Raw genomic sequence first — 22,687 nt, forward strand, 5'->3', positions numbered from 1 at the left:
CTTAATTTTTTTTGAATGGTAAACCTAATTCTCCTAATAATGATTTAGCCTCTTTATCAGTATCTGCAGATGTTACAAAAGTAATATCCATTCCACTAATTTTTTTAACTTGATCAATATTAATCTCTGGGTAGATGATTTGTTCAGTAATACCTAAATTGTAATTACCTCTTCCATCAAAACCATTAGCTTTTATACCGTTAAAGTCTCTAACACGAGGTAAAGAAGCTGTAACTAATCTATCTAAAAACTCATACATTTTATCTCCACGTAAAGTAACTTTAACACCAATTGGCATCCCTTTACGCAATTTAAATGCAGCGATATCTTTTTTAGATAATGTAGAAACTGCTTTTTGACCTGTAATTTTAGTCAACTCTTCTACAGCATAATCTATTAATTTCTTATCTGCAATTGCAGCACCTACACCTTTAGAAACAACTATTTTTTCTAATTTAGGCACTTGCATTACATTCTTGTAACTGAATTCTTCAGTAAGAGCTTTTATTACTCTTTCTTTGTATTCTGCTTTTAATCTTGGTACGTAACTCATGATTATCCTTATTTTTTAGTTTTTTTAGAGACTCTAGTCTTAGTATCTCCATCAACCTTATAACCTACTCTCACAGCTACACCATCTTCAACTAACATTAAGTTAGAAATGTGAAGTGAAGCTTCTTTCTTTACAATACCACCTTGAGGGTTTTGAGCGCTTGGCTTAGTGTGCTTAGAAACTAAGTTAACACCTTCTACCAAAACTCTATCTTTCTCCTTAATGATCTGTAAAACCTTTCCTTCAGATCCTTTATGATCTCCTGCAATTACTTTTACAGTATCTCCTGATTTTAATTTGAACTTCTTCATCTTATATAATGATTTAAAGCACTTCAGGTGCTAATGATACTATTTTCATGAATTGTTTCTCACGAAGCTCACGTGCAACAGGTCCAAATACACGAGTTCCTCTCATTTCCTCTGTAGGATTTAAAAGTACACAAGCGTTATCATCAAATCTGATGTATGATCCGTCTTTACGTCTTACTTCTTTTTTCGTTCTTACAACAACTGCTCTAGATACTTGACCTTTTTTTACAGTTCCGTTTGGAGTTGCAGATTTAACAGCTACAACAATCTTGTCTCCAATACTTGCGTAACGTTTTCTTGTTCCTCCTAAAACTCTAATCACTAAAACTTCTTTTGCTCCAGTGTTATCTGCGACTTTTAATCTTGATTCTGTCTGTAACATATTATTTAGCTCTTTCTAGGATTTCTACTAATCTCCAACGTTTAGATTTACTCATAGGTCTTGTTTCCATGATCCTAACAGTATCTCCTTCGTTGCAATCATTCTGTTCGTCGTGTGCAACATACTTCTTCGTCTTTAATACGAATTTACCGTACATTGGGTGCTTTACTCTCTTAGTTTCTGCAACAACAATAGATTTTTCCATTTTGTTACTAGAAACAACACCAATTCTCTCTTTTCTAAGATTTCTTTTTTCCATCTTTAAAACTGACTATAGAATTATTGTAATTCTCTTTTTGTTAATTCTGTTGCAATTCTTGCTACAGTTCTTCTTAAACTTCTCAACTGCAATGGGTTCTCCAATGGAGTGATTGCGTGAGCCATTTTAAGATCAGTATAATTCTTTTGCAACGCTCCAAGCTTTTCATTAAGATCAGCTATAGATAATTCTTTTACTTCAGATTGTTTCATTTTATTTAGAATTATGCGTTAATATCAAAATCTCTTGCTACTACAAACTTCGTTTTTACTGGAAGTTTCTGAGCTGCTAAACGTAAAGCTTCTTTTGCTACTTCAATCGATACTCCACCGATTTCAAACAAAATTCTACCTGGTTTAATAACTGCAACAAAATGATCTGGTGCTCCTTTTCCCTTACCCATACGTACCTCTAAAGGTTTCTTAGTGATAGGCTTGTCTGGAAATACTTTAATCCATAACTGACCTTCTCTTTTCATATGACGAGTTGCCGCGATACGAGCTGCTTCTATTTGACGAGAAGTTAATAAATTCTGGTCTAGTGATTTGATACCAAACATCCCATTAGAAAGTTGATTTCCTCTACCAGAAATACCAGTCATATTTCCTTTCGACTTCTGTACCTTACGGTATTTTACTCTTTTTGGCTGTAACATTTTTAATTTCTAATTTTAAAAATTATTTTCTTCTACGAGGTTGCTGACGTTTAGATCTATCACCACCACCTTTATTACCACCTTGTTTTTTAGACAAGCCAACTAATGGAGATAATTCTCTTTTTCCATAAACCTCACCCTTCATAATCCATACTTTAACACCTAGTCTTCCGTATTGAGTATGAGCTTCCACAAGTGCATAGTCAATATCAGCTCTAAAAGTAGAAAGTGGAATTCTTCCTTCTTTATAATGTTCAGAACGTGCCATTTCAGCTCCATTTAAACGACCTGAAATTTGAATTTTAATTCCTTCAGCGTTCATACGCATAGTAGCTTGAATAGCCATTTTAGTAGCTCTCTTGTATGAAATTCTATTTTCAATTTGACGAGCAACACTAACTGCAACTAATTTTGCATCTAATTCTGGACGTTTAATTTCAAAAATATTAATTTGAACTTCTTTTCCTGTAATTTTTTTAAGCTCTTCTTTTAACTTGTCTACCTCTTGACCTCCTTTACCAATAATGATACCTGGACGTGCCGTAGTGATAGTAACGGTTACAAGTTTTAAAGTACGCTCTATAATTACTCTAGAAACACTTGCTTTAAATAATCTAGCATTTACATACTGTCTTATTTTAAAATCTTCAGCTAATTTATCTCCGTAGTCATTACCACCGTACCAGTTAGATTCCCAACCTCTGATGATTCCTAAACGATTTCCTATTGGATTAGTTTTTTGTCCCATTTCTACTTTAATTAATTGCTTAAATTTTTACTACCTAACTCTAAAGTAACGTGATTAGAACGCTTACGAATTCTATGTGCACGACCTTGTGGAGCTGGTCTTAATCTCTTTAACATCCCTGCGCTATCAACACAAATTGTTTTTACAAATAACTTAGCGTCTTCTATAGATGCTTCTTCATTTTTAGCTTGCCAGTTTGCAATTGCAGACAATAACAATTTCTCTAAATTAATTGAAGCTTCTTTCGGGCTAAATTTTAAGATTTGTAAAGCTTTTTCAACTTCAACGCCTCTTATCTGATCTGCGACTAAACGCATTTTTCTCGGTGATGTAGGACAGTTAGTAAGCTTCGCGAAAGCACGTTGCTTTCTATCTGCTTTTAACTGATCTGCCATGTTTTTTTTACGAACTCCCATATCCTACTATTTTTTTCCTTTATTTTTTGCACCAGCGTGTCCTCTAAAAGAACGAGTTGGTGAAAATTCGCCTAATTTATGCCCTACCATGTTTTCTGTAACAAAAACTGGTACAAACTGACGTCCATTATGAACAGCAATAGTTTGTCCTACAAAATCTGGAGTAATCATACTTGCTCTAGACCAAGTTTTAATTACAGTTTTGCTACCAGCCTCTACATTAGCTAACACTTTTTTCTCTAATTTATAGTGAACGTAAGGTCCTTTCTTTAATGATCTTGCCATAACTTATTATTTCTTTCTACGTTCTAAAATGTACTTATTACTAGCTTTAGTCTTAGATCTAGTTTTAAATCCTTTAGCAGGAATACCATTTCTAGATCTTGGATGACCTCCAGAAGCACGACCTTCACCACCACCCATTGGGTGATCAACAGGATTCATTCTTACTGCGTTAACTCTTGGTCTTCTACCTAACCATCTTCTTCTACCTGCTTTACCAGATACTAATAATTGATGATCTGAATTAGATACAACTCCAATAGTTGCCATACATGTTAACAAGATTAATCTTGTTTCACCAGAAGGTAACTTAACTGTTGCATACTTACCATCTCTTGCCATTAATTGAGCAAAAGAACCAGCAGAACGAGCCATAACAGCACCTTGACCAGGACGTAATTCTATACAAGAAATTGCAGTTCCTAAAGGAATTTCACTTAATGCCATTGCGTTTCCAATTTCTGGCGCAATAGCAGAACCTGCTACAATTGTTTGACCTACTGTTAAACCGTTTTGTGCAATCACATAACGCTTTTCTCCATCAGCATAACTAAGTAAAGCAATAAATGCAGTACGATTTGGATCGTACTCTATAGTTTTTACTGTTGCGGGAATACCTGCTTTATCTCTTTTAAAATCGATAATACGATATCTTTGTTTATGACCACCACCTATATTACGTGTTGTCATTCTACCCTGACTGTTTCGACCTCCAGATCGTTTTTTCGGAGCAAGTAAACTTTTCTCCGGCTTATCAGTTGTTATGGTGTCGAACCCATTTACAACTCTAAAACGCTGACCTGGTGTTATTGGTTTTAATTTTCTAACTGACATTTTTGTCTTTTCTTAAAGATTGTTATAAAAATCAATGCTTTCTCCTTCTGCTACTTGAACGATAGCCTTTTTGTATCCACTTTTAATACCAGTAACTAAACCTTTTTTAGTAAACTTAGTATTTCTTTGTATTGGATAGTTTAAAGTCTTAACGCTTAAAATAGAAACTCCGTAAGTTGCTTCAACAGCTCCTTTGATCTCTAATTTATTAGCTTTTTTATCTACAATAAATGTAAAGCGATTATACAATTCGCTATCATTAGTTGCTTTTTCCGTGATAATAGGTTTTATTAAAATACTCATTATGAATCCCTATTTGGTTAAATTTGTATTAATTCCTTCTAAAGAACCTTCAGTAATAATAATCTTACTTGCATTTAAAATACCATAAGTATTTAAATCTGCAGCGTTTATCACTGTAGTACCTTTTAAGTTTCTAGAAGATAAATACACATTTGTATTTAATCCGTTCAAAACAAATAAAGATCTTCTAGCATCTAAAGCTAATGCACCTAATAAGTTTGTAAAGTTTTTTGTTTTTGGACTGTCAAATTCAAAATCTTCAATAACTACTAAGTTATTATCCGTTGCCTGAATACTCAAAGCAGACTTACGTGCTAAACGCTTTAAGTTCTTATTCAATTTAAAAGAATAACTTCTTGGTCTTGGACCGAACATACGACCTCCACCTCTAAAAACACCAGACTTGATAGAACCTGCTCTTGCAGTACCAGTTCCTTTTTGTTTTTTTATCTTTCTTGTAGAACCAGTAATTTCTGCTCTCTCTTTAGATTTATGCGTTCCTTGACGTTGGTTAGCCAAATACTGCTTTACATCTAAATAAATTGCGTGATCGTTAGGTTCAATTCCAAATACATCTTTAGAAAGCTCAACCTTTCTACCTGTATCTTTTCCTGTAATATCTAAAACTGCTACTTCCATTATTTCTGAATAGTTACAAAAGCATTTTTGTGTCCAGGAATAGCTCCTTTAACAACAAGTAAGTTCTTTTCAGCAACTACTTTTAATACTCTTAAGTTTTGTACTTTCACTTTATCTCCACCCATACGGCCTCCCATTCGCATTCCTTTGAATACTCTTGCAGGATATGACGCAGCACCAATAGAACCCGGAGCTCTTAAACGGTTATGCTGACCATGAGTAGCTTGACCTACACCACCGAAACCATGACGTTTTACAACACCTTGAAAACCTTTACCTTTAGATACACCTGATACATCAACGAATTCGCCTTCTTCAAAATGACTAACTGTAATAGAGTCTCCTAACTTAAATTGCTCTTCAAATCCTTGAAATTCAACAACTTTTTTCTTTGCAGTGGTACCAGCTTTTTTAAAGTGGCCATCTAACGCTTTGTTAGAACTTTTTGCTTTTTTGTCATCGAAACCAAGCTGTAACGCACTATAGCCGTCAACCTCTTCGGTTCTGACCTGAGTGACAACGCAAGGACCTGCTTCGATTACAGTACAAGGAATATTCTTCCCGTTCTCATCGAATAAGCTGGTCATCCCAATCTTTCTTCCTATTAACCCAGACATTTAGTTAAAATTTTAGACGATAGATCTATTTATCCAGCGCGTCTATATTAATAATTAATTTTTTGAAACAATTGTTTCATTTTCATCCTTTAAATTTCGACCAAAAAAAACAGCGCAAACAAATTCAACGCTGATTTTGTTTTTTCCGTTTTTCCTTCGCGAAACGCTCTGGACATGTTACTATTTCATGATTTTACTCAAAAAACAGTGTCACCCTACTCTATTTCGGGTTGCAAAAGTATAAAAAACTTTCGGTTTAACAAAATTAAACCGAAAGTTAATATAAAATTACTTTTTTTTAGAGATTCTTACTTTCGTAAGAAATACTATTAAAGTTTAATTAAACTTTAATTTCTACTTCAACACCACTTGGTAACTCAAGTTTCATTAAAGCATCAATAGTTTTCGAAGAAGAACTATAGATGTCTAATAATCTTTTGTAAGAAGCTAATTGAAATTGCTCTCTAGATTTTTTGTTTACGTGTGGAGAACGTAATACAGTAAAAATCTTTTTATGTGTTGGTAAAGGTATTGGTCCGTTTACAACAGCTCCAGTACTTTTTACCGTCTTTACAATCTTTTCAGCAGATTTATCTACTAAATTGTAATCGTAAGACTTTAATTTAATTCTAATTTTTTGACTCATCTTATATTATTTAGAGATTAACCTTTAGATTTAGCGATAACATCTTCAGATACATTTGAAGGAGTTTCTGCATAATGTGAAAATTCCATAGTAGAAGTTGCTCTACCAGAAGACATTGTTCTTAAAGTAGTAACGTAACCAAACATTTCAGATAACGGCACTAAAGCTTTAACAACTTTAGACCCATTACGATCGCTCATGTCGTTTACTTGACCTCTTCTTCTATTTAAATCACCAACGATATCTCCCATGTTCTCCTCTGGAGTTAACACTTCTAATTTCATTAATGGTTCCATTATTTTTGCTTTTGCAGATTTTGCAGAAGCTTTATAACCCATTCTTGCAGCTAATTCAAAAGATAAAGCATCAGAATCCACAGCGTGGAATGATCCGTCTTTTAAAGTAACTTTCATTGAATCCATTTCGTATCCAGCTAAAGGTCCGTTTTTCATAGCCTCTTTGAATCCTTTCTCTACAGAAGGAACAAATTCTCTAGGTACGTTTCCACCTTTAATAACAGACTCAAATTGTAAACCTTGAACACCTTCATCTGCAGGTCCAATAGTAAATACAATATCAGCAAATTTACCACGTCCACCAGATTGTTTCTTATAAATCTCTCTATGTTCTGCTTCTGCAGTAATAGCCTCTTTATATTCAACTTGAGGTTGACCTTGGTTAACTTCTACTTTAAACTCACGTTTTAAACGGTCTACAAGTACATCTAAATGCAACTCACCCATTCCAGAAATAATAGTCTGTCCTGAGGCTTCGTCTGAACGTACTGTAAATGTAGGATCTTCCTCTGCTAATTTTGCAAGTCCAACACCTAATTTATCTACATCGGCTTTTGTTTTAGGCTCAATAGCAATACCAATTACTGGGTCTGGAAAATCCATAGACTCTAATACAAGAGGGAATTTTTCAGCAGTTAAAGTATCTCCTGTTTTAATAGATTTAAAACCTACAGCAGCACCAATATCACCAGCTTCAATATAATCAATTGCATTTTGCTTATTCGCATGCATTTGATAAATACGAGAAATACGCTCTTTTTTACCTGAACGGTTATTTAAAACATAAGAACCTGCATCTAAACGACCAGAGTATGCTCTAAAAAATGCTAAACGACCAACAAAAGGGTCTGTAGCAATCTTAAATGCTAAAGCAGCAAAAGGCTCCTTTACACTAGGCTTACGTAATTCTTTTTCTTCTGTATCTGGGTTTACACCTACAATACCTTCCTTATCCATTGGAGAAGGTAAGTAACGACATACAGCATCTAAAAGAAACTGAACACCTTTATTTTTAAATGAAGAACCACAAACCATTGGAATGATAGCCATATCCATAACAGCAGCTCTTAATGCATTGTGCACTTCGTCTTCTGTAATAGAATCTTCATCTTCCATGAATTTTTCTAATAAGTTCTCATCATAACTAGCTACTTCTTCGATTAATAAAGCACGATATTTACGTACTTCATCTTTCATGTTTTCTGGAATTTCAACAACATCAAAGGTAGCTCCGAAGTTATCATCATGCCATACAATAGCTCTGTTTTTTACTAAATCTACAATACCTTTAAACTCATCCTCATCACCAATATTTAAAACAATTGGCACTGCGTTAGACTTTAACATATCTTTTACCTGTTGACAAACCTTTAAGAAGTCAGACCCTTGACGATCCATCTTATTAACGAATCCAATTCTAGGTACCTTATAGTTATCAGCTAATCTCCAGTTAGTTTCAGATTGTGGCTCTACACCATCAACTGCTGAAAATAAGAATACTAATCCATCTAATACACGTAAAGATCTATTCACTTCTACAGTAAAATCTACGTGACCAGGAGTATCAATAATATTAAAATGGTATGCTTGTGTTTCTGGAGTAGGTTGAGCATTTTCTTTTGGAAAATCCCATTCACAAGTAGTTGCAGCAGAAGTAATTGTGATACCTCTTTCTTGCTCTTGTTCCATCCAGTCCATCGTAGCTGCTCCATCATGTACTTCTCCAATCTTATGAGAAACACCTGTATAGAACAAGATACGTTCTGTTGTTGTGGTTTTACCAGCATCAATATGAGCTGCAATACCAATATTTCTTGTTAATCTTAAATCTCTAGCCATTTCTATTAAAATCTGAAGTGAGAGAAAGCTTTATTAGCCTCTGCCATTTTATGAGTATCAGTACGTTTTTTTACTGCTGCACCTTCTTCTTTAGCTGCTGCTAAAATTTCTGCTGCTAAACGCTGCGCCATGGTTTTCTCATTTCTCTTACGAGTATATAAAATCATCCATTTAATAGCCATAGAAACCTTACGGTCTGGTCTAATTTGCATTGGTATTTGGAATGTTGCACCACCAACACGACGAGATCTTACTTCTACGTGAGGCATAACATTAGATAAACCATCTTTCCAAATTTCTAAAGCCGACTTTTCTTCGTCTTCTCCTTTTCTTTCTTCTACTAGCTCTAAAGCGTCATAAAACACTTTAAACGCTACAGACTTCTTACCGCTCCACATTAAGTTATTCACAAAACGCGTTACTAACTGATCGTTAAATTTAGGATCCGGTAATAAGACTCTTTTTTTTGCTGCTCTTTTTCTCATGTCTTTTACATTAAAAAAGTTAATTAATTTGTTATTAGCTCTTCGCCATAAAACATTAAAAACAATAGTTAAAACTCAAGAAAACTCTCAAACAACAACTACTCTCTAAAAATCTTATAACCCTTTACTGATAACTCCTACTTCTTTGGGCGTTTTGCACCATACTTCGAACGTCTCTGGGTTCTACCCTCAACTCCCGCTGTATCTAATGCACCACGTACTACGTGATATTTAACACCTGGTAAATCTTTTACCCTTCCACCTCTAACTAATACTATCGAGTGCTCTTGTAAGTTATGTCCTTCACCTGGGATGTATGCGTTTATCTCATTACCATTTGTCAATCTAACTCTGGCAACTTTACGCATTGCTGAATTAGGTTTCTTTGGTGTTGTAGTATAAACACGAGTACACACTCCACGTCTTTGAGGACAAGACGACAAAGCAGCCGATTTACTCTTCTTAGTTATTTTGGTTCTTCCTTTACGAACTAATTGTTGAATAGTTGGCATACTAAATTATTACTGTTTTTCGTTTATAATTAAACCTTTACTCTTTTTTAAGAGTCCGCAAATGTACAATTATTTTCTAATTATTCAAGTATCAGCAAGTTATTTTTTCTTAATGTTTATTTTTATGTTAGTTATTGGGATTTTCTTTTACTTTTGATTCTTATATTTTATCCACTTTGAATAAAAAAACTACACCTTATATATATATGATAATTGCACTGCTTTCTTATACAGAAACCTTTGCACAAGCATTTTCTTTAAAACTCACCTCCTTAAATAAAACAGAAGTAAAGATTTTAAATAAAATTAATTATCAAATAAAAAACAAAGACACTATTCTTCTAAACTTGGAAATTAATAGAATTTCTGAATACTTAAAAAATTTAGGTTATTTTACAAATTCTATAGATAGCATTAAAAACAAAGACAAAGAATACGTTGCTTTTTTTAACCTAGGAAATAAAATAGACAATACAATTATTAGAACAAGTAAGGAAACTGAAAATTATTTAGAAAAATTTAACACAACGGAAAACACATTCACTATTCCAATTGAAAAACTACAAACTACACTCTTAGGAATATCTACAAATCTAGATTCAGAAGGAAAGTCTTTTTCTAAAGTAAAATTAAAAAATATTACAATTAAAAACAAAACTCTTTTTGCTGACCTAACAATTACCCCCTCTAAAAAAAGAACAATAAATAAAGTAATTATTAAAGGATATGACAATTTTCCTAAATCATACCTAAAAAATTACTTCAACATAAAATCTACAGACGTATTTAATCAAGAAAAAATTTTAGAAATATCTGACGCTTCTAAAAATTTAGATTTTATCAAAGAGATTAAAACTCCAGAAGTTTTATTCACAAAAGACTCTACATTATTATATATGTATTTAAAAAAACATCAAAATAGCAGTTTTGATGGAATTATAGGTTTTGCCTCAAAAGAAGACGGAGAACTATTGTTTAACGGAAATTTAGAAATACAACTAAACAACATTCTAAATACAGGTGAAAAATTTGGCTTACTCTGGAACAGTATAGGTGAAGAAAAACAAGAATTAAAATTAAACACAGAAATACCATACATCTTTAACTCAAGATTTAGCCCAGAATTAACTTTTTCGATCTACAAACAAGATTCTACTTTTCTAAACTCAAAGTTTGATTCTAGAATTGGATACCACATTAATTCTAAAATTAAACTAGCCCTCACGTATAATTCAGAAAAATCTGAAAATCTAAAAGAAAATTTATCAAACAATATTGAAACCTACAGTAATTATTTCTTAGGAATTCAATTAAAATACAGTCTCCCTAAAAATGATTTTTTCTTAAGTAATAAATTCAACCTAGACATAAACCCTAGTTTCGGTAACAGAGAAACAACTAACGAAACAACAAACCAATTTAAACTAGAAGCATCAATTTCATATTTATGGGATTTAAATTTACGAAGCAGCATTTTTATCAGAAATAAAACAGGACACTTAAACTCTGACTCCTATATTAATAATGAACTCTTTAGAATCGGAGGAGCGAACTCGATAAGAGGATTTAACGAACAAAGCATATTTACCCACAGCTACACATTTGTAAATCTAGAGTACAGATACCTGACCTCAGAAAAATCTTATCTATATACTATAACTGATTTAGGACGCATAAACTTAAACTCTAAAAAGGAAAACCTAATCGGATTAGGCTTCGGTTATTTATTTAACACCAACAACTCACAAATAAACATGAGCCTTTCAACAGGAAAAATAAATCAACAAGGAACCGACCTTAAGAGCGTGAAACTTACGATAAACTGGAAAAACTACTTTTAATTATCCATAACAACTTAACATTACTTAACTTTATTTTAACGATTTTCATGAAAAATGATTGCACAATTGATAATTAATATTGATATTTGAGTCAAATAATTCAAATTCAAATAATAATGAAAACAAAGTTTAAAGGATTTTTTACACTACTATTAGTGTTTCTGATGCAAATATCTTTTGCTCAAGAAAAAAAGGTTTCTGGAACCGTATCAGACTCATCTGGTACATTACCCGGAGTAAGTGTAGCAATTAAAGGAACAAACAATGGAACTCAAACTGACTTTAACGGAAAGTACTCCATTAATGTTAAGCAAGGCGATGTCTTAAGCTTTAGTTATGTTGGCTACAAAACTATTCAAAAAACGGTTGGAAATTCCTTAACTATTGACATTGCAATGATTGAAGACGCTAGCGTTTTAGATGAGATTGTTGTAACTGCCTTAGGTATTAAAAGAGAAAAAAAATCTCTAGGTTATGCCTCTCAAGAAGTTAAAGGAGATGAAGTAAGCGCAATTAAAGACGTAAACTTCGCAAACTCTTTATCTGGTAAAGTTGCAGGTATAGATGTTTCTGGAAGTGGAACAATGGGTGGATCTACCAACGTTGTAATCCGTGGTTATTCTTCTTTATACGGATCTAACCAAGCATTATTTGTAGTAGACGGCGTACCAATTAGTAACAATAACTCAAACTCCGCTGACCAACGAACAGGTGGAGCTGGCTATGATTATGGAAACGCTGCCGCAGACATTAACCCTGATAACATTGAATCCATAAACATACTAAAAGGTGGTGCCGCAACTGCTCTTTACGGGTCTCAAGCTGCAAATGGAGTTATTGTTATAACAACTAAAAAAGGTAAAGACACTGATGGATCTATTGGAGTTACTGTGAATTCATCAATAACATTTAATAAATATAATGCAGATACTTTTGCAACTTACCAAGATGAATATGGAGCAGGATATTGGATTGGTAATTATCATGACGATTTTTACGTTAAAAATGGAGAAAACTATACATTAGCTGACTGGGATGGATCTTATGGAGCTGCATTTGACTCAAATACACTAGTAAGACAATGGGATTCTTTCTACCCTTCATTAGATGGTTACGGAATAGCAACTCCTTGGGAGGCTGGTAAAAACGATCCTTCTTCTGTATTTGAAACAGGAACAACAGTATTTAACAGTGTCTTTTTAGATGGTGGTAGCGATAAAGGTACTTTTAAGCTAGGTTATTCAAAAGCAAGCATTAAAGGAATAATGCCGAATAGTGAAATAATAAGAGATAATGTTGATTTTTCTGCATCATACAAACTTACAGAAAAACTTACGGCAGCATCTAGTGTTTCTTACAACAAGACAACCGGTAAAGGACGTTATGGAACAGGATATGATTCTCAAAACTTTATGCAAACAGCTAGACAATGGTGGCAAACAAATGTAGATTTAAAAGATCAAAAAGCAGCCTACCTTGCAACTGGAGAGAACGCAACTTGGAATACAAGTTATATTGATGAAGATTTACACGCAATTTACCACGACAACGTTTATTGGATGCGTGACAACAATTATGAAACTGATGTAAGAAATAGAGTTATAGGTAATGTTAATTTAAACTATGAAATTAACGATTATTTAAATGTTTTTGCCAGAGCTTCTATTGACACTTATTCTGGAAACCAAGAAGAGCGTATTAATAATGGTAGTACTAGCCTACCTTCCTCTTACGGTATTTTTACTGAATCATATACACAAAACACCTATGATTTACAGTTACATTTTGACAAAGATCTTACAGAAGACTTAAACTTAAAAGCTATTTTAGGAACAAATATCCAAAGAAATCATTACTCTTATGTAGATGCAGAAACTAACGGTGGAATTAATATTGATGGACTTTGGTCTTTATCAAACTCTGCTAATGCTCTAGAAGCTCCAGGACAATATGAATATAAATCTGGAGTTGATGGATATTTTGCAAATGTATCTTTAGGGTATCAAAATTTCTTATTCGTTGAAGGATCTTATAGATTAGACATAGCTTCTACCCTTCCAACAGATGATAATCAATATGATTATTATGGTTTATCAGGAAGTTTCTTATTCTCTGAACTAGTAGAGTCTAACTTTATGAACTTAGGTAAATTAAGAATTGGATATGCAAAAACAGGTAATGCTGCTTCTCCATTATCACTTTACAACACATTCGGATTAAACACACCTGTACAAGGACAAGCATCTGCTTCTTTACCATCAACAAATAACAACTCTAACCTAAAGAATGAAGAGTCTACTGAGACAGAAATAGGATTAGAAATGATGTTTGCTAAAAGAAGACTAGGTTTTGACTTCTCTCTATACAATAAAACATCTAAAGATTTACTTACACCAATATCTGTTACTCCTGCTATAGGATATACCGGACAATGGTTAAATGCTGGAGAAATAGAAAACAAAGGTGTTGAATTATCTTTATACGGTTCTCCAATAAAAACAGAAGACTTTGAATGGAGAGTTGATTTAAACTGGGGGAAAAACGTAAGTAAAGTAATAGCACTTCCTGCAGGTTTAAAAAATCTTCAATTAGCTAGCTTACAAGGTGGAGTATCTATCAACGCAACAGTAGGAGACACTTACGGTATGATTAGAGGTACTAACTTTGTATTTGATGATAACGGGAATAAAATTATTGACGCAGCATCAGGTGCTTATGCAGTAAGTCAAAGTTCAGATGAAAATCTTGGGTCTTTTCAACCAGATTGGAAAGGTGGTATAAACAACTCATTTACCTATAAAAACTTCTCATTAAGCTTTTTAATTGATATTAAAAAAGGAGGTAATGTATTTTCTTTAGATACTTGGTATGGTATGGCTACTGGATTATATCCTGAAACAGCTGGACTTAATGAATTAGGCAACCCAAAAAGAGATGCTTTAACATCTGGTAATGATAGTGGAGGTATTATTTTACCAGGAGTTATACAAACTGGTACAGATTCAGACGGAAATGCTATCTCTGATGGAACCGTTAATACCTTAAGAACTGACATGAGTAATTTTGATAACGCATTGGGGTATAAAAGAGCACCAAATGCACTTCACGTATACGATGCAGGTTTTGTTAAATTAAGAGAATTATCTGTATCTTACTCTCTATCTCAAGAACAATTAGGTAATTCATTTTTTAAAGGAGCTACTTTTTCTTTAATTGGTAGAAACTTATGGATTATTGACAAAAGTTTACCATACGCAGACCCAGAAGCAGGTTTAAGCTCAGGTAATGTACAAGGTTATCAATCTGGTGTTTATCCAACAACAAAAGATTATGGATTTAGTGTTAAACTTCAATTTTAAAAAAACAAAAGATGAAAAAAATATTTTTAATAGCATTATTGATAGGGATCACATTTTCTTCATGTGAAGATTTTGAAGGATGGAATGTCGATGATAAAAACCCAAGTGAAGTACCAGCATCATATTTGGTAACTAGTACTCAAAAAGATTTATTCTATAGGATGTCTAGTCCTAATGTAAACTATAACATATTTAAGTTTTTCGCTCAATATTGGACAGAAACACAATATACAGACGAAGTAAACTACGATATTAGAGGAAGAGATATAGGTGGTGGTTTTTCAACTTACTTATATAGAGACGTATTAATTGACTTACAAGCAGCAAGAGACATTCTTGATGCTGATGAATTTTTAGATGCAGGAACAAAATCTGCTCAATTAGGAGTAATTGGACTTATGGAAGTTTATACCTGGAGTGTATTAGTAGACGTATATGGAGATATTCCTTACACAGAAGCTTTAATGGGAGTAAACAATATTATACCTGTATACGACAATGATGAAGATATATACACAGATTTATTCACTCGCTTAGACGCAAGTTTAACTAACTTAAACGCAGGTACAGAAACTTTTGGTGATGCCGATATCGTTTATGGAGGATCAACTGCAAAGTGGAAAAAATTTGGTAATTCTTTAAAATTAAGAATGGCACTTAGAATTGCAGATTACGATAATGCTAAAGCAAGCACAATAGCTTCTGCTGCGATTGCAGGTGGTTTATTTGCATCTAATGATGATAATTTTGCTTTTGCTTTTGAAACGACAAGCCCAAATACAAATTCAATTTGGGTTGACTTAGTACAATCTGGTCGTGATGATTTTTTAGTAGCGGACACTTTTGTAAACCTAATAAATCCATTAAACGACCCAAGAGCTTCAACTTATTTAGCAGATAACAAAACACCATATATCGGAGCCCCTTACGGTGTAGGAAGTTCTTACACAGACTTTACACATATTGGTGATGCATGGCATCAACCAGACTTAGAAGGAGTACTTTTAAGTTATGATGAAGTTCAATTTCTATTAGCAGAAGCTGTAGAAAGAGGTCTTATAACTGGTAGTGCAGAAACTTACTACAATGCAGCTATTTCCGCTTCGATTATCTATTGGGGAGGAACTCAAGCAGAGGCTGACACATATTTAGCACAAGCAACTGTTGCGTATACAACTTCTGGTTCTTCTTGGAAAGAAGTTATTGGTAATCAAAAATACATAGCACTTTACGGAAGAGGATTTGAAGCTTGGAGTTCATGGAGAATATTAGACTACCCTAATACTTTTACTCGCCCTTCAATTTCTAACGAAGCTGTACCAAGAAGGTACTTGTACGGAAACGACGATAAAGATCTTAACCCAGATAATTATGCTGCTGCAAGCAGTGCAATGGGAGGTGATGATAAATCTTCTCGCGTATTTTGGGATATTACAGGTGTAGGAAACTAAAATCAAATACACTAAAAGAAAAAGACTATCTGAAAAGGTAGTCTTTTTTTTATACCATAGAAAAATCTTTAAAAAAAACAGACTTTAGCTAAAACTAATACAAATTTCTTTTATCTAAATAAAAAAAGTCTCTAAACCAAATTATGTTAACATATAAGATAATTACAAAGGAATACAAATTATTCTAGAACCTTAAAAAACATCAACAGAAATAATAACGCTAAAAATCGTTTTAACTTGAACAAACCACCTCTATTTAAGAGGTCTTTTTTTTATCAAAAGAATCATAACTGATAAAAAAAACAAAACCCATACATTACAAAAACAGTAGAATTCATTACAGATAATTTAACCATATCTATAAATGAATAAATTTTATATTACAAAAACACTAAAATCACTCGATTATTCCTATCACTGAAAGGTTTTAAATAAAAAAAAATAAATAAAATTTAAAATTATTTTTATTACAAAATACAAGAAGAGAGAAAGAGTTTTTTAGATAAAATAAAAATAGAACCCCTTAAAAAAGAACCTATTAAAAAAATAATAAAAGAATAAAAAGATTTAAAAAGCAAAAATAACAACAAAATTTAATGCTATTTTTACCACATACTAAAAAACTATTTATGTTAAAAAATTGTTTTATTAAGATTAATTTAAGACTTTTGGATTTAATTAATTCAAATAATTATACAATGAAGACAAAGTTTAATGGATTTTTAACGCTACTCTTAGCGTTAATCGTGCAAATTTCATTTGCACAAGACAAAACTGTTTCTGGTACAGTTACAGAAAATTCGGGACCTTTACCTGGAGTTAGTATATCAGTAAAAGGAACCAACAAAGGTACAGAGACTGATTTTGATGGAAAGTACTCTATCCTAGCAAAAAGCGGAGATGTTTTAGTTTTTAGATACTTAGGTTTTACACCAGTAGAAAAAAAAATAGGAGCATCTAACACCGTTAACGCGAGTATGGTAGTTGACGATAACAACGTTTTAGACGAGGTTGTGGTTGTTGGGTATGGTACAAGTACAAAACAAGCCTTTACAGGTACTGCAACTGTAGTTAGTGCAGAAAACTTACAAGCAAAGTCTGTTTCTAACATATCACAAGCATTAGCAGGTGAGGTAGCAGGTGTAACAGTTGTAAATGGATCTGGACAACCAGGTAGTGCTGCTACAATTAGAATTAGAGGTTTTGGTACTATTAATGGTAACAGTGATCCTTTATATGTTGTTGATGGTGTACCATACTTAAACAGTATTAGTAACATTAACCCAGCAGATATTGAGTCTACTACTATATTAAAAGATGCAACTGCAACTTCTATTTATGGTTCTAGAGGAGCAAATGGGGTAATTGTAATTACAACTAAAAAAGGTAAAGATGGTATCTCTAACATTAATGTAGAAGTAAAGTCTGGTGTAAACATGAGACTTTTACCTACTTATGATTTAATTAGCTCTCCAGATGAGTACATGGGACTTTCATGGCAAGCTTTAAGAAACACAGGAAGTAGATTAGGTGTTGCAGATGCAAATGCATATGCAAATGATGTATTATTTGATGATACAAGAGGTGGTATTAGCCAAGATTATAATATGTACAATGCAACAAATGGTGCAGATATTATAGATCCTGCCACAGGTACAGTTATACCTGGTGTTTCTAGAAAATACACTCCTGAAGACTGGTCTGATTATGGCTTTCAATCATCTACAAGAACAGAAGCTAACGTAAGTATGAGTGGAGGTAATGATACAACAACTTATTTTTCTTCTTTTGGTTACTTAAATGACAAAGGATATGTTATAAACTCTGATTATAAACGTTATTCTACAAGATTAAATGTAACTCATAAGCCTGTAGATTGGTTAGAAGCAAACGCTAATATTGATTACTCTTATGCAGAACAAACTGCAAATGGTCAATCTGCGGATTCAGGTTCAATTTTTTGGTTTACAGATAATATCCCATCAATTTACCCATTATTTTTACGTGATGCTTCTGGAGCAATAGTTGCTGACGATTACTATGGTGGTAACCAATATGATTATGGTACTAATAGAGGTTTTGGAGGTTTAACAAATGCTATTGCAGATGCTACATATGATTTAAGTCAAAATATGCGTCATTCTATAAATGGTAACTTCTCTTTTAAAGTTAATTTTACTGATGCTTTTTCATTTACAGCTAAGTATGGTGCAAACTTCTATAGTTTAATAGACAACAGCATCAACAACCCGTTCTATGGATCTTCTGCTGGACAAGGTGGTAGTTTATTCAAAGAACAAAGACAAGCTATAACACAGAACTTTTTACAAATGTTTAACTACAATAAAACTTTTGGAGACCATAACATTTCTGCTTTAGTAGCACATGAAACAAATAATTGGGAAAGAGAGCGTACTTACATCAGTAAGAATACAGTAGTAAACTTAATTAATGGTTTAGACAATCCTACAAACTATGTAAACTTAGGAAGTAACCCTTCTGGTTATACAGAAGAAACTGCAATAGAAAGTTTCTTTGCTCAAGTTAACTATAACTATTTAAATAAATATTTTCTTTCTGGTACAGTAAGAAGAGATGGTAGTTCTAGATTTGCTACAGAGAAATGGGGAACATTTTGGTCTGCTGGTGCATCTTGGATTGTTAGTAAAGAAGATTTCTTTAGTAATGTAGATTTTGTAAATAACTTAAAAGTAAAAGCAAGTTACGGTATTCAGGGAGATCAAGGTGGAGTAGGTTTCTATTCTGGTCAAAATGGATATGATATTGATAATTTAGACGGAGGTATTTCTCTTATTTTAAGAGCAAGAGAAAATGCTAGTTTAACTTGGGAAACAAGTAAAATGTATCAAGTAGGTACAGAGTTTAGATTGTTTAACAATGTAATTGATGGTTCTGTAGATTATTATATAAAAGATACTGATGGACTTATTTTTAGTGTACGTACGCCAATTTCTACTGGTGATGCTCTTGATACTAAAAATGATGGTGCACTTGTAAATAGAGGTTTAGAATTTGACTTGACAGGACACATTATCAACAAAGAAAACTTTAAATTAGATTTATCTATAAATGGAGAAGTTTTAGATAATGAACTTACTAAAATGCCATATGACGCTCCAGAAGGTAGAGATAAAATTATTGACATTGATGGAAACTTTGGTAGAGCTGAAGGACACAGTAGATATGATTATTATATGCCAGTATGGGTAGGTGTAAATGCAGCAAATGGAGATCCTCTTTGGGAAACTCATTATGTAGATGCTAATGCGAATGGTGCTTTTGATTCTGGAGAAGAAATTGCAGAATTATTTGAATATTCTATAAAAAACCCAACAGCAGAAATTAAAAAATCTGTTACAAACGACTATACAGAAGCAACCAATCAATTTATTGGAAAATCTGCAATACCTAAGATTAGAGGTGCATTTAGATTAGCTGCTCAAATACATAATTTTGATGTAAGTACACAGTTTGCTTATAGTTTAGGAGGTTATGGATATGATGGAAACTACGCAAGTGTTTTAGGTAATGGTCAAGTAGGATCTAATAACTACCATGTAGATATTAGAGATGCATGGCAAGCTCCTGGAGATATTACAAATATCCCTAGATTATACAGTAATCAAAATGTAAATGTAAACAGACAATCTACACGTTTTTTAACAAAATCTGATTACTTAGCATTAAACAATGTAAGGATTGGTTATAGTGTACCGTCTAAATCATTAACTAACACAGGTATGTCTGCTTTAAGTTTTTGGGTTGCAGGAGACAATATGTTCTTATTAAGTTCTAGAACAGGTTTTAATCCATCTTCATCTTTAGAAGGTGCATCAGAAAGATACCAATATAGTCCTTTGTCTACATTCACATTAGGTGTTAGAGTACAATTATAATTAACTTAAAAACAAAAAATAATGAAATATAATATTTTAAAAACAGTATTTACTCTTGCGGTAATTACATCATTTTTAAGTTGTGGTGATGACTTTTTAGAAAAAAGTCCAACATCATTTATAAATGCTGAAGACGCAGGTTTAACAGGACAATTAAACCCTGTAATTTCAGACGCCAACCTTAGTGGTTTATATTCTATGATGGTAAACACCGGAACAGGTGGTACTACGGCTCATGAAGATTTTGGTCAAAAAGGATATGATATCTTTACAGATTTTCTTTCTGGAGATTTAGCACTTACAGCTAATAACTACAACAGATATGCTAACTTTGTAAACTTATTATCTACAGTAGATTATGCTGATAATAATAACTACATACCTTGGAGATACTACTATAGAGTAATAAGATCTGCAAACCTAATAATTAGTTCTTTAGGTGGTAATGATGCAATTCCTGAATCTGATGCTGCAAAGCATGCTTTAGGACAAGCTAAAACATTAAGATCATATGCTTATTTTTATTTATCTCAATTATATCAGGCAGAATATAACGGTACAGAAGCAATTTTACCATTGTATTCAACTCCTTTTGACCCTGTATTTCCACAATCACCAATGAGTGATGTATATGATTTTATGATTCAAGATTTTACATCTGCAGCTTCACTTTTAGAAGGTTTTGAAAGATCAAACAAAGCAGGTGCAAATCAAGATGTAGCTAGAGCTTTATTGGCTTATGTATATGCAGCTAAAGGAGACAGCGCTTCTAACTTATTAGCTAAAGGATTAGCAGACCAAGTTATTGCTGCAGGGTATCCTTTAATGACTAGTAGTGAAGTTGTAGGCGGATTTACCAGCGTTACTACACCAGGTTGGATCTGGGGATTTGATGTTACTTTAGCTAATGGATTAGATTTAGTTTCTTGGTGGGGACAAATTGATGTATTTACCTATAGTTACCAATGGGCTGGAGATAGAAAAGGTATTGATAATGGTTTATTTGCACAAATTAAAGATGGAGATATCAGAAAAACTCAATTTGATGTTGATAATTCATTACAACCTCGTAATAAGTTTTATAATGCTGCTAGAGTAATTGGTGGTCAAAGAAACGTAGAAGATGATTACGTTTATATGAGAGTTGCAGAAATGTACTTATTATCTGCTGAAATGGCTGCAAAAGAAGGACAAGATGGTGTTGCTAAATCAAGATTAATTGAGTTATTATCTCAAAGATTTGATGATGCTGCAGATTATGCGTACGTGAACGCATTATCTGGTGATGCTTTATTAAATGAAGTTATTCTACAGACTAGAATAGAATTATGGGGTGAAGGAAAAAGTTATTTATCAATGAAGAGAAATAAACAGACTATGACAAGAGGTACAAACCATGTATTTCACTCTGGTTTATCTATTCCTCATACTGATGAAAGATTAACTTATGAAATTCCTCAAGCAGAGGTTCAAAACAACCCTTACATTAACTAGATTTTTTACAATGGGCAAGCTTAAGTTTTTATAAGCTTGTCCATTTAAAACAAAAACATAAATTATGAAAAAATATATTTATTTATTTTTAGCATCTGTAGCTATTATATCTTTCTCTTCTTGTAAAGATAGTTCTCTAACAGCTTTAGATACTTCTTATGCGTCATTTGTATCTAACTCTATGGATATCGGTGTTTTAGAAGGCGCCGAAACTTCTGAAGAAGTTAGTGTTTATACTACAAACATTATAAGTTCTGATAGAACTATTACTTTAAATGTAGTAGAAAGTACTACTGCAGATGAAGGTGCTTATACTGTTCCTACTTCAGTTGTTATTCCTGGAGGAACAAACGTAGGGACAATTACAATTGGAGTAAAAGATGTAGATTTAGTAGAAGATAAAGTATTAGTTTTAAGACTAGAAGCTTCTGAAGAAACTTTTACTGGTGAAGCTTTAACAATAGGATTATCTCAACTTTGCCCTGATAACGGAATAAAAGTAAAAATAAACCTTACTTTTGATAGCTATCCAGAAGAATTCGCTTGGAGAATTTTGGATGCTGACGGAACAACAGTATTAGCAAGTGCAGATCCATTTGGATATGGAGCTTACACGGGTTTAGCTGGAACATCTTTAACAATTAGCGAATGTTTACCTTCTGGAGATTATACCGTACAGGTATACGACAGTTATGGAGACGGAGGTAATGAAGTTAGCATTACTGCTAATGGTGTATCCGTTTTTAGCATATCAGGTGATTATGGAGATGGAACAGAAGAAGTAATTTCTATTTAATTTCTTTTATAAAATTTAAACCACCTCTTAATGAGGTGGTTTTTTTTTGTCT

23 protein-coding genes are annotated in these 22,687 nt (G+C 33.0%); 6 read left to right on the forward strand and 17 right to left on the reverse strand.

Annotation, left to right across the window (positions count from 1 at the left end):
• Position 1: 1 nt before the first annotated feature.
• The 17 genes from rplE to rpsL all read right to left on the reverse strand — a co-directional run bounded on the left by rplE (position 2) and on the right by rpsL (position 9,777).
• Positions 2-553 (reverse strand): 50S ribosomal protein L5, encoded by a 552-nt coding sequence (rplE, locus tag H0I27_RS13390; RefSeq protein ID WP_165732602.1) that lies wholly within the window; start codon positions 551-553, stop codon positions 2-4.
• 8 nt (positions 554-561) lie between these two features.
• On the reverse strand, positions 562-864 hold the full coding sequence (rplX, locus tag H0I27_RS13395; RefSeq protein ID WP_068451526.1) for a 50S ribosomal protein L24: 303 nt from the start codon (positions 862-864) through the stop codon (positions 562-564).
• Positions 865-877: 13 nt separating this feature from the next.
• Positions 878-1,246: a 50S ribosomal protein L14 gene (gene rplN, locus H0I27_RS13400; protein WP_068451523.1), complete on the reverse strand. Its 369-nt coding sequence runs from the start codon at positions 1,244-1,246 to the stop codon at positions 878-880.
• A gap of 1 nt (position 1,247) precedes the next feature.
• A complete protein-coding gene (rpsQ, locus tag H0I27_RS13405) occupies positions 1,248-1,505 on the reverse strand; it encodes a 30S ribosomal protein S17 (protein WP_065320234.1) in 258 nt (85 codons plus the stop codon).
• Between the two features lie 20 nt (positions 1,506-1,525).
• Positions 1,526-1,717, reverse strand: coding sequence for a 50S ribosomal protein L29 (gene rpmC, locus H0I27_RS13410; protein ID WP_036825697.1), 192 nt, complete (start codon positions 1,715-1,717; stop codon positions 1,526-1,528).
• 11 nt (positions 1,718-1,728) lie between these two features.
• On the reverse strand, positions 1,729-2,160 hold the full coding sequence (gene rplP / locus H0I27_RS13415; protein ID WP_165732601.1) for a 50S ribosomal protein L16: 432 nt from the start codon (positions 2,158-2,160) through the stop codon (positions 1,729-1,731).
• Between the two features lie 22 nt (positions 2,161-2,182).
• A complete protein-coding gene (rpsC, locus tag H0I27_RS13420) occupies positions 2,183-2,908 on the reverse strand; it encodes a 30S ribosomal protein S3 (RefSeq protein WP_158841427.1) in 726 nt (241 codons plus the stop codon).
• An 11-nt stretch (positions 2,909-2,919) separates the two neighbouring features.
• Positions 2,920-3,324, reverse strand: a complete 405-nt coding sequence (gene rplV / locus H0I27_RS13425; RefSeq protein WP_068451511.1) for a 50S ribosomal protein L22 — start codon at positions 3,322-3,324, stop codon at positions 2,920-2,922.
• A 6-nt stretch (positions 3,325-3,330) separates the two neighbouring features.
• Complete coding sequence (gene rpsS, locus H0I27_RS13430) at positions 3,331-3,609, reverse strand: 30S ribosomal protein S19 (RefSeq protein ID WP_068451508.1); 279 nt, start codon at positions 3,607-3,609, stop codon at positions 3,331-3,333.
• Between the two features lie 6 nt (positions 3,610-3,615).
• Positions 3,616-4,440, reverse strand: coding sequence for a 50S ribosomal protein L2 (rplB, locus tag H0I27_RS13435; RefSeq protein ID WP_165732600.1), 825 nt, complete (start codon positions 4,438-4,440; stop codon positions 3,616-3,618).
• Positions 4,441-4,452: 12 nt separating this feature from the next.
• Entirely contained in the window at positions 4,453-4,743 is a 291-nt protein-coding gene (gene rplW / locus H0I27_RS13440) for a 50S ribosomal protein L23 (protein WP_218731148.1), read from the reverse strand.
• A 9-nt stretch (positions 4,744-4,752) separates the two neighbouring features.
• Positions 4,753-5,382 (reverse strand): 50S ribosomal protein L4, encoded by a 630-nt coding sequence (gene rplD / locus H0I27_RS13445; RefSeq protein WP_165732598.1) that lies wholly within the window; start codon positions 5,380-5,382, stop codon positions 4,753-4,755.
• Positions 5,382-5,999, reverse strand: a complete 618-nt coding sequence (gene rplC / locus H0I27_RS13450) for a 50S ribosomal protein L3 (RefSeq protein ID WP_218731149.1) — start codon at positions 5,997-5,999, stop codon at positions 5,382-5,384. Before rplC ends, rplD begins: the two co-directional genes overlap by 1 nt.
• Positions 6,000-6,339: 340 nt before the next feature.
• Positions 6,340-6,645 (reverse strand): 30S ribosomal protein S10, encoded by a 306-nt coding sequence (rpsJ, locus tag H0I27_RS13455; protein ID WP_004568745.1) that lies wholly within the window; start codon positions 6,643-6,645, stop codon positions 6,340-6,342.
• 17 nt (positions 6,646-6,662) lie between these two features.
• Complete coding sequence (fusA, locus tag H0I27_RS13460) at positions 6,663-8,780, reverse strand: elongation factor G (protein WP_218731150.1); 2,118 nt, start codon at positions 8,778-8,780, stop codon at positions 6,663-6,665.
• A gap of 5 nt (positions 8,781-8,785) precedes the next feature.
• Complete coding sequence (rpsG, locus tag H0I27_RS13465) at positions 8,786-9,265, reverse strand: 30S ribosomal protein S7 (protein WP_087522435.1); 480 nt, start codon at positions 9,263-9,265, stop codon at positions 8,786-8,788.
• Between the two features lie 137 nt (positions 9,266-9,402).
• Entirely contained in the window at positions 9,403-9,777 is a 375-nt protein-coding gene (rpsL, locus tag H0I27_RS13470) for a 30S ribosomal protein S12 (RefSeq protein WP_018943587.1), read from the reverse strand.
• Positions 9,778-9,983: 206 nt separating this feature from the next.
• Here rpsL and H0I27_RS13475 point away from each other — a divergent pair, with 206 nt between their 5' ends.
• The 6 genes from H0I27_RS13475 to H0I27_RS13500 all read left to right on the forward strand — a co-directional run bounded on the left by H0I27_RS13475 (position 9,984) and on the right by H0I27_RS13500 (position 22,635).
• Positions 9,984-11,618, forward strand: a complete 1,635-nt coding sequence (locus H0I27_RS13475) for a POTRA domain-containing protein (RefSeq protein ID WP_218731151.1) — start codon at positions 9,984-9,986, stop codon at positions 11,616-11,618.
• 116 nt (positions 11,619-11,734) lie between these two features.
• The gene (locus H0I27_RS13480; protein WP_218731152.1) at positions 11,735-14,977 is read left to right on the forward strand and encodes a SusC/RagA family TonB-linked outer membrane protein; all 3,243 of its coding nucleotides are present in this window, start codon (positions 11,735-11,737) and stop codon (positions 14,975-14,977) included.
• Between the two features lie 11 nt (positions 14,978-14,988).
• A complete protein-coding gene (locus H0I27_RS13485) occupies positions 14,989-16,428 on the forward strand; it encodes a SusD/RagB family nutrient-binding outer membrane lipoprotein (RefSeq protein WP_218731153.1) in 1,440 nt (479 codons plus the stop codon).
• Positions 16,429-17,126: 698 nt separating this feature from the next.
• Positions 17,127-20,345 (forward strand): SusC/RagA family TonB-linked outer membrane protein, encoded by a 3,219-nt coding sequence (locus H0I27_RS13490; RefSeq protein ID WP_218731154.1) that lies wholly within the window; start codon positions 17,127-17,129, stop codon positions 20,343-20,345.
• A 21-nt stretch (positions 20,346-20,366) separates the two neighbouring features.
• Entirely contained in the window at positions 20,367-21,839 is a 1,473-nt protein-coding gene (locus tag H0I27_RS13495; RefSeq protein WP_218731155.1) for a RagB/SusD family nutrient uptake outer membrane protein, read from the forward strand.
• Between the two features lie 64 nt (positions 21,840-21,903).
• Positions 21,904-22,635, forward strand: a complete 732-nt coding sequence (locus H0I27_RS13500; protein WP_218731156.1) for a hypothetical protein — start codon at positions 21,904-21,906, stop codon at positions 22,633-22,635.
• Positions 22,636-22,687 lie beyond the last annotated feature (52 nt).

Origin of the sequence: Polaribacter sp. HaHaR_3_91, assembly GCF_019278525.1 — a bacterium.
GTDB lineage: Bacteria > Bacteroidota > Bacteroidia > Flavobacteriales > Flavobacteriaceae > Polaribacter.

Excerpts from the sequence above, each read along its gene's own strand:
- rplE (WP_165732602.1), bottom strand. The coding sequence starts at position 553 with ATGAGTTACGTACCAAGATTAAAAGCAGAATACAAAGAAAGAGTAATA.
- rplX (WP_068451526.1), bottom strand. The coding sequence starts at position 864 with ATGAAGAAGTTCAAATTAAAATCAGGAGATACTGTAAAAGTAATTGCA.
- rplN (WP_068451523.1), bottom strand. The coding sequence starts at position 1,246 with ATGTTACAGACAGAATCAAGATTAAAAGTCGCAGATAACACTGGAGCA.
- rpsQ (WP_065320234.1), bottom strand. The coding sequence starts at position 1,505 with ATGGAAAAAAGAAATCTTAGAAAAGAGAGAATTGGTGTTGTTTCTAGT.
- rpmC (WP_036825697.1), bottom strand. The coding sequence starts at position 1,717 with ATGAAACAATCTGAAGTAAAAGAATTATCTATAGCTGATCTTAATGAA.
- rplP (WP_165732601.1), bottom strand. The coding sequence starts at position 2,160 with ATGTTACAGCCAAAAAGAGTAAAATACCGTAAGGTACAGAAGTCGAAA.
- rpsC (WP_158841427.1), bottom strand. The coding sequence starts at position 2,908 with ATGGGACAAAAAACTAATCCAATAGGAAATCGTTTAGGAATCATCAGA.
- rplV (WP_068451511.1), bottom strand. The coding sequence starts at position 3,324 with ATGGGAGTTCGTAAAAAAAACATGGCAGATCAGTTAAAAGCAGATAGA.
- rpsS (WP_068451508.1), bottom strand. The coding sequence starts at position 3,609 with ATGGCAAGATCATTAAAGAAAGGACCTTACGTTCACTATAAATTAGAG.
- rplB (WP_165732600.1), bottom strand. The coding sequence starts at position 4,440 with ATGTCAGTTAGAAAATTAAAACCAATAACACCAGGTCAGCGTTTTAGA.
- rplW (WP_218731148.1), bottom strand. The coding sequence starts at position 4,743 with ATGAGTATTTTAATAAAACCTATTATCACGGAAAAAGCAACTAATGAT.
- rplD (WP_165732598.1), bottom strand. The coding sequence starts at position 5,382 with ATGGAAGTAGCAGTTTTAGATATTACAGGAAAAGATACAGGTAGAAAG.
- rplC (WP_218731149.1), bottom strand. The coding sequence starts at position 5,999 with ATGTCTGGGTTAATAGGAAGAAAGATTGGGATGACCAGCTTATTCGAT.
- rpsJ (WP_004568745.1), bottom strand. The coding sequence starts at position 6,645 with ATGAGTCAAAAAATTAGAATTAAATTAAAGTCTTACGATTACAATTTA.
- fusA (WP_218731150.1), bottom strand. The coding sequence starts at position 8,780 with ATGGCTAGAGATTTAAGATTAACAAGAAATATTGGTATTGCAGCTCAT.
- rpsG (WP_087522435.1), bottom strand. The coding sequence starts at position 9,265 with ATGAGAAAAAGAGCAGCAAAAAAAAGAGTCTTATTACCGGATCCTAAA.
- rpsL (WP_018943587.1), bottom strand. The coding sequence starts at position 9,777 with ATGCCAACTATTCAACAATTAGTTCGTAAAGGAAGAACCAAAATAACT.
- H0I27_RS13475 (WP_218731151.1), top strand. The coding sequence starts at position 9,984 with ATGATAATTGCACTGCTTTCTTATACAGAAACCTTTGCACAAGCATTT.
- H0I27_RS13480 (WP_218731152.1), top strand. The coding sequence starts at position 11,735 with ATGAAAACAAAGTTTAAAGGATTTTTTACACTACTATTAGTGTTTCTG.
- H0I27_RS13485 (WP_218731153.1), top strand. The coding sequence starts at position 14,989 with ATGAAAAAAATATTTTTAATAGCATTATTGATAGGGATCACATTTTCT.
- H0I27_RS13490 (WP_218731154.1), top strand. The coding sequence starts at position 17,127 with ATGAAGACAAAGTTTAATGGATTTTTAACGCTACTCTTAGCGTTAATC.
- H0I27_RS13495 (WP_218731155.1), top strand. The coding sequence starts at position 20,367 with ATGAAATATAATATTTTAAAAACAGTATTTACTCTTGCGGTAATTACA.
- H0I27_RS13500 (WP_218731156.1), top strand. The coding sequence starts at position 21,904 with ATGAAAAAATATATTTATTTATTTTTAGCATCTGTAGCTATTATATCT.